This window comes from Mycoplasma wenyonii, from assembly GCF_003265155.1.
GTDB lineage: Bacteria > Bacillota_I > Bacilli_A > Mycoplasmatales > Mycoplasmoidaceae > Eperythrozoon_A > Eperythrozoon_A wenyonii_C.
Genome location: NZ_QKVO01000036.1, coordinates 1 through 611, shown reverse-complemented (window position 1 = coordinate 611; position 611 = coordinate 1). Strand labels below are relative to the sequence as shown.

The following is a 611-nucleotide window of genomic DNA, read 5'->3' as shown; positions in this document are numbered from 1 at the left end:
CCATCAAAACTGATATTTATTTAAGAAAACACATGTGCCAAATATCTTTTCAAGAAATATATATATAAAACAAATACCTTGATATATATCTATTAATTAAAAAATATAAAAAACAAAACAAATTTCTTTATTAATAAGTTTTTTCAATAAAAAATAATTTTTAAATCAAGGTCTGATTATTAAATCACATACTTCTTGTCGTATCTTCAATTCCTGATCAGTAAATAAAGACCATCAATTGTCTGGTTCACATTTTTCATTAATCACTTTAGATTCATCAAAATTTTCGTTGTATATTTTTGATCAATTATCTCCAGCTTCCTGTTGAGATTTCCAACCACCCTTCCTTTTTTGTGTCGGAATCTTTCCTTTAGCAAAGCTTGGTACAACACTTTTCAAAACAGACTTAACCTTAATTTCATCCTTTTCTCATCACGGAGTATTCTTGCATTCATCAAATAAACCATCAGCAACAAACGATTCTTGCCCATAACTAACACAAGGAAACCCAACAGATTCACCAGTCATCAATTTAACAATGGTATTCACTAAATTAACTTCTTTTAACCTTTTAACTTCCGATTCCCTACCTCAGGCATATTTCCTGAAGT

General features: G+C 29.0%; 1 pseudogene. It reads right to left on the bottom strand.

Annotation, left to right across the window (positions count from 1 at the left end):
- Positions 1 to 96: 96 nt before the first annotated feature.
- Positions 97 to 611: pseudogene (locus DNK47_RS03360) on the bottom strand (hypothetical protein); the annotation flags it as partial.